7 protein-coding genes, 1 pseudogene and 1 CRISPR repeat array are annotated in these 11,605 nt (G+C 64.7%); all 8 genes and pseudogenes read right to left on the reverse strand.

The window, feature by feature from the left end:
• Positions 1-184 precede the first annotated feature (184 nt).
• Positions 185-3,594: direct repeats of the CRISPR family, unit length 32 nt; unit sequence GTTTCTATCCGCGCTCCCGCACGGGGAGCGAC.
• 203 nt (positions 3,595-3,797) lie between these two features.
• Entirely contained in the window at positions 3,798-4,088 is a 291-nt protein-coding gene (gene cas2, locus VGC77_RS17890; RefSeq protein WP_184253202.1) for a CRISPR-associated endonuclease Cas2, read from the reverse strand.
• A 39-nt stretch (positions 4,089-4,127) separates the two neighbouring features.
• Positions 4,128-5,162: a type I-C CRISPR-associated endonuclease Cas1c gene (gene cas1c, locus VGC77_RS17895; protein WP_331172917.1), complete on the reverse strand. Its 1,035-nt coding sequence runs from the start codon at positions 5,160-5,162 to the stop codon at positions 4,128-4,130.
• Positions 5,159-5,713 (reverse strand): CRISPR-associated protein Cas4, encoded by a 555-nt coding sequence (gene cas4 / locus VGC77_RS17900; protein WP_331172918.1) that lies wholly within the window; start codon positions 5,711-5,713, stop codon positions 5,159-5,161. Before cas4 ends, cas1c begins: the two co-directional genes overlap by 4 nt.
• Positions 5,714-5,857: 144 nt before the next feature.
• A complete protein-coding gene (cas7c, locus tag VGC77_RS17905; protein WP_331172919.1) occupies positions 5,858-6,811 on the reverse strand; it encodes a type I-C CRISPR-associated protein Cas7/Csd2 in 954 nt (317 codons plus the stop codon).
• Positions 6,808-8,586, reverse strand: coding sequence for a type I-C CRISPR-associated protein Cas8c/Csd1 (gene cas8c, locus VGC77_RS17910; protein ID WP_331172920.1), 1,779 nt, complete (start codon positions 8,584-8,586; stop codon positions 6,808-6,810). The genes cas7c and cas8c overlap by 4 nt, the downstream gene beginning before the upstream one ends.
• A complete protein-coding gene (cas5c, locus tag VGC77_RS17915; protein ID WP_331172921.1) occupies positions 8,583-9,248 on the reverse strand; it encodes a type I-C CRISPR-associated protein Cas5c in 666 nt (221 codons plus the stop codon). The genes cas8c and cas5c overlap by 4 nt, the downstream gene beginning before the upstream one ends.
• A gap of 107 nt (positions 9,249-9,355) precedes the next feature.
• Entirely contained in the window at positions 9,356-11,038 is a 1,683-nt protein-coding gene (locus tag VGC77_RS17920; protein ID WP_331172922.1) for a CRISPR-associated helicase/endonuclease Cas3, read from the reverse strand.
• Positions 11,039-11,152: 114 nt separating this feature from the next.
• Positions 11,153-11,566, reverse strand: a pseudogene (locus VGC77_RS17925) (CRISPR-associated endonuclease Cas3''); the annotation flags it as partial.
• Positions 11,567-11,605: the final 39 nt, after the last annotated feature.

Raw genomic sequence — 11,605 nt, forward strand, 5'->3', positions numbered from 1 at the left:
TACATGACGCTGGAAACCATCGCCCCGATCGGCGATGATCCCGCCGTCAGCCTCCCGGCTTTCGCCAGCTGACAGGCCCGGACCAACCCGGCAGTCGCGGTGACCCGCCGTCAGCTACACCACTCCCTGGGACACGATCACGGGGAGCGACCACCGCTGTCACTATTGCTCGCCCCATACATTTGTTTCTATCCGCGCTCCCGCACGGGGAGCGACCTGATCGAAGTCGGTCGCGCCGTCGGCGATGGTGTTTCTATCCGCGCTTCCGTACGGGGAGCGACGCCCGCGAGATTGATTACCCGCTGCCGGCTGCGCGGTTTCTATCCGCGCTCCCGCACGGGGAGCGACTCTGAGTTCCAGCGCTACGCGGAACGCGAGTTCGTGTTTCTATCCGCGCTTCCGCACGGGGAGCGACGTCATCGCCTGATATCGAGCATGCCTTCGTCTTCGTTTCTATCCGCGCTCCCGCACGGGGAGCGACGAGACCTCAATCCGCGACGACGGTTCCGATCACCCGTTTCTATCCGCGCTCCCGCACGGGGAGCGACTGGTGGCAGTCCGGTCAGTATGACCCTGCCAAGGGTTTCTATCCGCGCTCCCGCACGGGGAGCGACCCTTGCTTGCCTGGGCGTGGTCGGTCGATATCTGGTTTCTATCCGCGCTCCCGCACGGGGAGCGACACGAGATGCCGCGCGCGGCCGCGACCCGTTGCAGGTTTCTATCCGCGCTCCCGCACGGGGAGCGACCGGCGCCCATCGCCGCATCGATCAGTGTCAAGGATGTTTCTATCCGCGCTCCCGCACGGGGAGCGACGCTGATCGCTGGCAACTTCCGGCTCTACACGAGGTTTCTATCCGCGCTCCCGCACGGGGAGCGACTCGCCGAGATACTGTTGGCTTCTGCCCACTGTTTGTTTCTATCCGCGCTCCCGCACGGGGAGCGACACGACGGCCCCGCCGCGATCCGCTGGCTGCACCGGTTTCTATCCGCGCTCCCGCACGGGGAGCGACCATTGGATGGCTCCAGATGATGCGGGCCGACCTCGTTTCTATCCGCGCTCCCGCACGGGGAGCGACGCGTTCTAGCGCGCCGACCGGTTGTCTTATCTTGGTTTCTATCCGCGCTCCCGCACGGGGAGCGACCTCGCGGCGGAAACGCCGCGGGTGGTCGGGAAGGGTTTCTATCCGCGCTCCCGCACGGGGAGCGACGTCTGCGATGACGCGACCACTTCGTCGACCCAGGGTTTCTATCCGCGCTCCCGCACGGGGAGCGACGGGGCTCCCGTTAACAAGGCTGATGGCTTAAATGTTTCTATCCGCGCTCCCGCACGGGGAGCGACCCGCCGCCGCGGTGGTGACCCTGACCTGCAAGTGGTTTCTATCCGCGCTCCCGCACGGGGAGCGACTCTATTTCTTTAGCGTAGGTCAGTCGACAGCCGCGTTTCTATCCGCGCTCCCGCACGGGGAGCGACGCCCATCCAGGATCGCCGCCGGTGATCACGTTGGTTTCTATCCGCGCTCCCGCACGGGGAGCGACGCTGGATCGGAGGAGGGCTCAATGCTGACCACGGTTTCTATCCGCGCTCCCGCACGGGGAGCGACCGGGATGCGCGCCGGCGAACTGCGATACGGCAGTGTTTCTATCCGCGCTCCCGCACGGGGAGCGACCTGTTCGTGCTGCGGCACGCTCGGCAGGGTCGGAAAGTTTCTATCCGCGCTCCCGCACGGGGAGCGACGAGCGATGCCAATGCAAGAACGGCGACCTGATCGATGTTTCTATCCGCGCTCCCGCACGGGGAGCGACGACTGCCGGATCCAGCCCCAGCGGCCGGAATCTCCGGTTTCTATCCGCGCTCCCGCACGGGGAGCGACCCTCTTTACGGCAGGGTCGCTGTTCGGGTGGAAGTTTCTATCCGCGCTCCCGCACGGGGAGCGACGCCGCTTGCGGACCGTCGATGGGCCGTAGATCGCGTTTCTATCCGCGCTCCCGCACGGGGAGCGACGAGCTTGAGTTATGGGCGAGATCGATAGGGCAAAGTTTCTATCCGCGCTCCCGCACGGGGAGCGACCAGGCCCAGCTTAGGCCGCGCCGCGTTCCACGTGGTTTCTATCCGCGCTCCCGCACGGGGAGCGACCTCATCTGAGGCGCCATACCATACGTCTCGAATGTTTCTATCCGCGCTCCCGCACGGGGAGCGACCGGACGCCGCCGCGTGGCCGATCGACCGCTGGCAGTTTCTATCCGCGCTCCCGCACGGGGAGCGACGCGCCATCACCGTCGCAACGGTGGGGCGACCGCGGTTTCTATCCGCGCTCCCGCACGGGGAGCGACGTCGGCGACGAGCCTGACGCGACGGCGCTGCCGAAAATGTTTCTATCCGCGCTCCCGCACGGGGAGCGACGAGCCAGATCCAGCGGGAGCAATCGAGCTACCAGTTTCTATCCGCGCTCCCGCACGGGGAGCGACATATCATTTCTGGTATTACTCTAGCGGCGAGCGTGTTTCTATCCGCGCTCCCGCACGGGGAGCGACACACCACGGCGTCGGGCATCGTCAACAATCAGCAGTTTCTATCCGCGCTCCCGCACGGGGAGCGACCTGGTAATCCAACCCTTGCCCTCGCGCAGGTTTGTTTCTATCCGCGCTCCCGCACGGGGAGCGACCACCACGGCGAGCGGCATCGTCAACAATCAGCAGCTTCTATCCGCGCTCCCGCACGGGGAGCGACTTCCTCGCTTTCGCTGTCATCGCGTTTGACAACGGGTTTCTATCCGCGCTCCCGCACGGGGAGCGACAGCAATCGGATCAGTCGGCGCGCTCGGCTACAATGTTTCTATCCGCGCTCCCGCACGGGGAGCGACAAGCCGTCGCTACCCGCCTACCAATCCCAAAATAAGTTTCTATCCGCGCTCCCGCACGGGGAGCGACATTCGGCGAGATCGAATTGACGACCGGCGGTCCGAGGTTTCTATCCGCGCTCCCGCACGGGGAGCGACTTAAGATAAAAGACGGCTCTGTGCTGCGCTTCTGGTTTCTATCCGCGCTCCCGCACGGGGAGCGACGACAGGTTCCTTTGGTTATGCGCGATTTGCGCGGTTGTTTCTATCCGCGCTCCCGCACGGGGAGCGACGCCGAGAACTGGTCCTTGACTTCCTGGTCCATGGTGTTTCTATCCGCGCTCCCGCACGGGGAGCGACTGCCCAGGCCTCGTCGAACCACTCGACTGGCACTTGTTTCTATCCGCGCTCCCGCACGGGGAGCGACAGTCCATTCGCATATGTTCCGGCGCCAGCGAGATGTTTCTATCCGCGCTCCCGCACGGGGAGCGACTAGAACTTCATCCGATATCTCCGTTATTGCTGGATGTTTCTATCCGCGCTCCCGCACGGGGAGCGACGTCCAACCTCTTCAAAGCAAAGGTGTGATCATCATGTTTCTATCCGCGCTCCCGCACGGGGAGCGACGACCGTCCGCGTCGACGGCAATCAGTTTGCGCTGTTTCTATCCGCGCTCCCGCACGGGGAGCGACGATCCCGGAGGCCTTCGCCGACGAAGATGAAGCGTTTCTATCCGCGCTCCCGCACGGGGAGCGACACCTTATTCATAGTCGCTTCTTGCTCCAACGAAAATTGACCGGGCCGCGCGAATGTCGAGGCCCGCCTCGTCCGATGCCGGCAGCGGTCGGCTGCAGCCCGCCAATAGCTGAACGATTTCAAACAACTCACGCCCGCGCGAACGTCCCGGCGTTTCCGGTCATGCTTGAGGTTCGCGCGAACGGGATCGGGGAGCCCGACCGCTCAGACAATGAGCGGCCCGGCCAGATCGGTGGCCGGCTTCGCTCCCACATGCTCCACCCGGCGCTGCCAATTCGCGCCGAGATAATAATAGCGCAGACTGTCATGCTCCGGCTTGATCAAGCGCTCGAGTTTCGCCTTCAGAGTGGCCCATTGCGCCGGATCGACTTCGATCTCGAAGACGGAAAACTGCACGCGCTGACCATAGTTGCGGCAGGCCTTGGCGACACGCCGCAAGCGTGCCGGCCCGCCCGCTTCGACCGTGGAGACATCATAGGTCACGAGCACGAGCATCATCGCCTCCGATCGGTGGCTTCCGCGGCCGGTCGCCCCTCATTTCCAGAACCAGGGCGGATAGGCGTCGAGATCGCCGCGCAGGTGGCGCGCGAGCAATTGCGCCTGAAGATGCGGCACCAGCCCGAGCGGCGCCGTCTCCTCCAGGAACGGATGGCGCCGCTCCTCCTTCTTGCGCTCGGCCCAGGCAGCCAGCACCGTCTTGCGGCCATCATCGGTCAGCAGAACGGCGCCGCCATCGCGGGTTTCGAAATCGCGGGCGCGCAGTTGCCGGCGATTGAGCAGTGACAACGCCAGGCGATCGGCGAGCACGGGCCGCAGTTCCTCCATCAGATCGAGCGCCAGGCTCGGCCGTCCGGGGCGGTCGCGATGCAAGAATCCGACCGCGGGGTCGAGCCCGACGCCCTCCGCCGCGCTGCGGCAATCATGGGTCAAAAGCGTGTAGAGGAACGACAGCAGCGCGTTGACCGGATCGAGCGGCGGCCGGCGCGAGCGGCCGCGAAAGCGGATCTCCGGGTCGGCGGCCCGAATGAGATGATCCAACACCGCAAAGTAGTTCTGCGCCGCTTCGCCTTCGGCCCCGCGTAGCGCATCGATGCCCTCGTTCAGATGAGCGACGCGTCGCAGGATGAAGCCGAGGCGATCCACGGCAGTTGCTATGCTCGCGCATTGGCCGGGCGGCGCGCCGTCGGCATGGTCGCGTAGCGCGCGTTGCAGCACGCCGCGCTGGTTGACGATCTTGGCCGAGACGAAACTGCGCACGATCTCGTCGGGCGCCTCGGAGGCGCGATATTGCGCGCGCCGCAGCAAGACGTTGCCGCTGACCGGACCTTCGACGCGAGCCTGGAAGCGGCCTGCGCGGTCGAGCAGAACCAGCGTAATGCCGCCGCCGGCGAGTGCCTGGATCAACGGCGGCGAGATGAAGATCGCCCCGAACACCACCACCGAGCCGAGCATATGCAGCGGCACACGGGCGCGCTCGGCGCCCTCCAGCTCGGCGACGATATTCTCGCCGTCCTTGCGCAAGCTGGCGCCCTCGGTGGTGACGAACAGCGTGTTGAGAAGCTTTTTCACCGTCGGTCCTCTCTTGCCTCGTCTCCTCCTTCATCTCCGGCGGTGTCGTCGAGCGCGGCCGCAATCGCGCGGACCCGGAAGCTGATCGCCGATTTTGCCGTGGCCTTTGGACGGCAGAGCTCGATCAGCGAGCTGGCGCGGCAGCGCTCGGCGCGCCAGAGCGCCGGCGGCGTCCGGCCGATCGCGAACAGTTCGCCGAGCTGCAGCGCCGTCGTCTCGGTCAGCCGGCGCAGCTCCGCATCGAAAGCCACGGCGAGCCGGCGTTTCGGCGCGGCATAGAACAGCGCGCCCTCGCGCACGGGGCGCCCGGTCATCTCCTCCAGGCACAGCGCTTGCGCGCAGAGCTGCACCTCATCGGCGCGGTGCAGCTTGGCCTTGGCCCGCTTGTACTCGACCGGATAGGCGGTTTCGCCGTCCGGCCCGGCGCGAAATTCGACCAGATCGGCAACACCCGACAGGTTCAGCCGTTTCGAGACCAGCGGCAGCGCGGTGACGCGGCGCAGCCCCTTCTGGCGTCGCAGTCCTGCTTCATGCGCGACCTCGTGCAGCACCCGCCCTCGGCGGTGAAGCGGTTCTCTTCCCAGAGCCGCTCGATATGAATCAACGCCGCCTGGCGCATGCAGTAGACGGCATGTTGCAGCGCGGAGAGCGGGATAGGGTCGTCGCTGTCGATGCACGCCATCCCGCACTCCGTGTCAGACGAGTTCGAGTATTTCGATGCCTTCGGGCAGGTCGTTGCGGTCGACGCTCACCGCATAATCGGCGAAGCGTCGCGCCGGCGGCAGATTGTCCAGCCGGTTGCTGTCGAGGTCGTAGAGCTCGTCGCCGAATTTGCGCTGCACCTTGACTCGCTCGAACAGATCGTGCGCGGCGGCGTTGCCGAGCGCCGAAGCATGCTTGAAGGCGATGAGCTTGCGCGACGACATCTCGCCGCGCGCGGCGGAGCGGTCATGCTCGAACATCGAAGTCAACGCCTCGAACACCAGATCAAGGTCGGCCTGGTTGAAGCCGGTGCGTTCTGCGAGCTTGGCGTTCACGAACAGATGCGCGCGATACAGGCCGTATGGCACGATATGCTTGCGGCCCATGGTGCGGTTTTCCGTCCGCTCGTCTTCCTCGGTCGCCTTGCTGCGATCGGCCTTTTCCTTCTCGTTGGTCGCGGCCATGCGGGTGATCGATATTTCCAGCGGCATGATCGGCTGGACCGAGCGCGCGAAGGCGACTTGAACCGGCCCGCGGACCTGGCCGCAATTGATCCCCGTCGACATCACGGCGCCGAAGGCGCGGACATCGAAGAAATTGTTGCACATGAACTGCGTCAAGGACTTCGCCTCGTCGTCGTTCTGCGGATTGAGCTTGGCGGCCTTGGCGACTTTGGTATCGCCCGGGCGCTGCTCGATGTAGGCCTTGCGATGTTGCTCATTCAGGATCGAGCCTTCCTGAACGTAGATGCCGTAACGCGTCTGCCCGCTGCGGGTGAGGTCGGCGTAGTTGCGGATCTTGCGCTTGAGCGACACGTCGCTGACCAGGCCGACATTGGTTTCGGGATCGAGCCGCGGCAGGTTGCCGGCGTCGGGATCGCCGTTTGGATTGCCGTCGGTCACATCGAACAGGAATACGATGTCGTAGCGGTTTGCGAGCGGGGTCATGCCGTAGGCTCCTCGATGACGGGCTTTTCCGACTTGCTATCGGTCTTGGCGAAGAAATCATTGCGCTGGTGGTAATAGCCAAGCGCGAACAGACCCTGCTGCTTGTCGGGAAGATGCGACGGGAACGGATCCGCGCCGGGCGACATCGTTTCCATGATCTCGCCGACCCTCCTTTCGAGCACGATCGCAAGGCCCTTGTTATCCTTGGTGATCTTGGACAGATGCGGTTTCGAGCCTTTGTCGAGCATCGGATAGATTTTCCGCGGCTGCGATGCGGCTGCGCCGTAGAATTTGTCCTTGATCGTGGCATTGACGTTGCGGCCGAGCGCGGCACTCTGGATCTGCTCGTAGACGGAGAACAGCCTGCCGAGCAAATAGCCTGGCTCCTTGTTGTCTGGGTCGAGCGACACCGGCACCTCCCTGTCGAATGAATCTGCGAAATTGCGGATCAGAACGGATTTGATGATGGCGACCCGCAGCGCGTTGACGTCGTGGTCGGCGCGCAGCCGCATCAGCACCTGGGACAGCAGCGTCAACGGATAGGGCGCTCCGGTCAGGATGGCGCGCATCCAGTCGCCGGCGAGTTTCGGGACGACGTTCTCGGTTTTCCTCAGCGTTGCGGTCTCGATCAACAGCCGCCACATCGACGGCGCCGGCTCGCGCGGCGGCGGCTCGATTCGCATGCGTTGGACGTGCTGAGCATAGCGCTCGGCGATGACGCCGAAATCGTCCTCGATATAGAACCGGACCGACAGCCGCGCCGCGTTCGGCGCCAGTGCGAGTACGAAGAAGCGCACGCCCTCGGGCAGCTTTGGCTTGATGTCCTCGATCGGTCGCCCGTCGTGGATCGCTTGCAGAATTGCCGCGACTTTTGCGGTCTCTTGCTTCTCGTTGACCGCAAGAAAGCTCGCGAAGATATCCTCTGCGTCAGCGACGGCCTCGGCGGTCTCGGCGTCCGCCCAGAACACGGTGGAGGCGTCGCCGATCTGGAGACGGTGGCCGCTGCCCTTTTCGAGGAAGTGGTTCAGCGCCGTCGTATAGGCGAAGGCCGCCGCCTCGGAGATCGGCGCATTGTCGCCCTGTTCGTGGCCATAGGAGGTGAAGGCATCGAGATTGAACGAGACAATCGATGCGCCGGACGACTGAGCATCCCAGACGCCTTTGATAGCGGAATGGAGCCGGGCGACCGGGCCACGTTCGCCGGTCACCAGGCAAACCGCGTCGACCTTACCCGGTTCAGCCGATAGCTTGGCCCACAATTCGCGCGCGGCGGGCCGATCATGAATCCGGATATCCTGCCGCCGTTCACTCTCCAACGCGAAGACCACGTTCTGGTCCTTCATCTCCTCGGGCCAGCCGAGACGTTCAAAATCCTCTGGCCGCCAAGCCTCGATGAATTTCAGAAGCGCCAGCAGGCCCTCGTCCTTGGTTCCCGCCAGTTCACGCCGATGTCGTTCTCGAAATGCCTCCAGGCGCGTTGATCCATCCTTGCCATCCGATGCGGTAACCCCGAGCGCATAGGCGGTGTTGTCCCAGAGGAAAAACGCTCGCGGCGTGACGCCGGGCCGCTTGAATGCGGCGGGCACAGTCATCATTCGAGCTTGCTTCTTTCGCCCCTCTCCCTCGCGGAGATCAATCGGCAGACCGACGGGTGTGCCATCCGGGTTCAGGGAAATCAGAAATCCAATCTTCTCCTGCGAATATCCGAAAGCCGGGACCTTGCGGCGTGTCGCGAGCCGGTCATAGGCCCGGACCAGCGCGGCGAGTGCGCTCATCGGCGGATCTCCGGCGAGCCGGGCGGCGGCACTTTCACGACGCCCTTGTCGAGCCTGGCCCGGAAGAACAGCGATGAGCGGTCGCCGGCATGATCGATGTCCCACAACATGAAGCCGAGATCGCGCGTCTCGTCGATCGCCGCGGGCATTGGCGCGTCCGGTTCGATCAGATTGAAGCGGGCAACGAATTCGCGCGTCCCCAGCGAGGGTTGATGGAAGCACTGCCCCTTGCGGGCGCGACGGTTGAAGGTGTCGAGGTGCTTGCCCGCATTGTCGGTCGCATCGGCCTTGGTCGTCAGTTCGAAGCGCGCGGCGATGACATAGCCGACCTCGGCCAGCACGGTGGAGGCGCGCTGCTGGCGGTTGTCCTCGATGACGAGGCCGAGCCCTTCGAGACTGCCGGCATTCATCGCCTGCTTGATCTTGCCGGCCGGCGCCTTGGTGGCGACCTCGTTGCGCCGGATCGACTGGAAGCGGATCGGCTTGAGGACGTGGATTTCCTCGACGATCCAGCGAATTGACGGCTTCCAGTGCACCGCTTCCAGGATTCCCCGCGCCGCCGACGGCGTCATGACGTCATAAGAGACGCGCTCGACCTTCATCTCGGGGCGAGTGAAACAGGCATAGTCGCCCGAAACATGAAGTCTTATCCCGTAGGCCATAGCGCTGCGCCCAATAATGTGAATGCGGCCGAGTAAGCGTGCGGCTGCGCGAGATTAGATGGGGTGACAAAAAATACTATTATCAATACGTGTAGCAGCAATATTGCCTATACTATCACACCTTCGATCCCCAGATAATCCGCATTCTCCCACAGTAACCCGGTGTCCCGCGTGTAGAGGCTGCCGGTGATCAGTTCGGCGAACTGGTCGCCAAATCCCTCGACGAAGCGAACGTGCCCGTTGTCGATCAGTTTCTGCCGCGCCTTGGGCGGCACCTGCACCGTGTAGGACTGCAGCTGCCGCGCGCAGGCGCCAGGCGTCAGCCAGCCGTGACGCAGGCCGTCGAGCGCCTGCTTCGCCGTGTCGTCGATCGGCACGATCACCGGCGCTAACCCGCTTTCGATCAGACGAAAGCCCTCGCCCACCGTGCGATAGGCGAAATTCGTCGTGCCTGAGCCGACCGAGAACGCCTCCATCACCTTGATCGTGGCGCTGGCGCCGTCGAGATCCTTGGCGCGGATGCGATCGAGGCCGTGATCGCCCTTGCGCCAATAAACCTCCTCGAAATAATCCCGCATCGCCTGGGGCGAGAGCGGATCGTCGCCATGATTGCGCTTCATGCGCGCCATATCGCCGATGAAGCCGGCGATCTCGCGCGGCGGTTTCGCTTCGGTCGGACAGAACACGGTGACGATGCTGTCATCGAGCGGGCTGCGGCCTTCGCGATTGCAGCGGCCGCCGGCCTGGGCGATCTGATCGAGGCCGGCTTCGGCGCGCCAAACGCGGGGAAAATCCAGATCGACACCGGCTTCGACGAGGCTGGTGGCGATCAGACGACAGGGCCGAGGATGTTGCGGATCGAGCCGGGCCTTGACCTCGGCGAGGATGATGCGGCGGTCGGCGGCGGTCTGCCGCGTGGTCAAATGGATGGCGCCGTCGAGGCCCGCCGCCTTCACTGCAGAGTAAAGCGTCAAAGCATGGGCGCGGCTGTTGACGATGACCAGGGCTCGATCATGGCCGCTGAGCGCGCCGACCAGATCAGCATCGGACATCTCGCCAGCGAATTGCAGCCGGAAGCGGCGCAGCGCGCCATGCAGCGCCAGCGGATCCGGCGCGAGTTCGCTGTCCGGCCCGAGTTCAAAGCCGCCGGCGAAATCCGGGGCGGCCAGCGCCGGCTGGGTCGCCGTGCACAGCACAATGGTGCAGCCGTAATTGCGCGCCAGTTCGTCGAGCGCGGCCACGGAGGGCCGCAGCACCGGCAGGGGAATGGTCTGCGCCTCGTCGAGGATGATCACCGCGTTGGCGAGATTGTGCAGTTTGCGGCAGCGCGACGGCCGGTCGGAGAACAGGCTTTCCAGAAGTTGAACATTGGTGGTGACGACGATCGGCGCCGCCCAATCCTCCATGGCAAGGCGCAGCTTGTCGCGCGCCGCGCTCTTGCTGAGCTTTTCCTCCTCGATCGCCGAATGATGTTCGAGCACGACGTCCTCGCCGAGCACGCTGCGGAAAATGCCGGCGGTCTGGTCGATCACCGACGTGAAGGGAATCGCGGTGATGATCCGGGCCATGCCGTGGTGCCGGGCATGGTCGAGCGCGAAGCCGAGCGAGGCGAGCGTCTTGCCGCCGCCGGTCGGCACGTTCAGCGTGAACACGCCGCGCGGCGATGCCGCTCGGCCGCGGACATGGCTGAGGATATTGGCGCGAAGCCGGTTGACCGGCGTATCGGCGGTCTTCATCGCGTCGATATGCGCATCGAAGCCGGCGATCAGCCGCGCGGCGATGTCCGGCAAGCGCGGCCAGTCGCGGTCCACTACCCGGCTTTCGATCCGCGCATAGAATCGCTCGGTGTCGATGCGATCGGCGTCGATCAGGCAGGAGAAGATCATCCGGCCGAGGACGGCGATTTGAAAGGCACGGCGGTCCGGGTGCCAGCGGAAATTCGCAGGAAACAGGCCGCTTGTCGCAAGGTCGACCTCGCTGCTCCAGACCGGATCAAGCGGTTCGGTCTTTTGCGCCGCCCGGCCATCGAGGCTCGCTGCATCGCCAAGCCGGTCGGGCAGGCCGGCATGATGACCCGCCACGATATAGGCGACCAGGTCCAGCATCAGCCGATCGGGCGGCGCGCCCGCCTTCGACCGATCCAGAGCGATCCTTGCGCCGGCCGTCGAATGATCGACGCCCGGTCCTCGGCCCTGAATGTAGCGCTGGAACGCTTCCGCATATTTGCCGAGGTCGTGCAGCCGGCCCGCCAGCGCCGCCGCCGCGGCGGCCCCGAACTTGTCAGCACGCGTCGCCGCCAGCTCTGCCGCTTCAATCAGATGCTCGAAAAGCGGCTGCCAATCGGATTGATCGGAATT

It is taken from the genome of Rhodopseudomonas sp. (genome assembly GCF_036404135.1).
In the GTDB taxonomy this organism is placed as follows: Bacteria; Pseudomonadota; Alphaproteobacteria; order Rhizobiales; family Xanthobacteraceae; genus Rhodopseudomonas_A.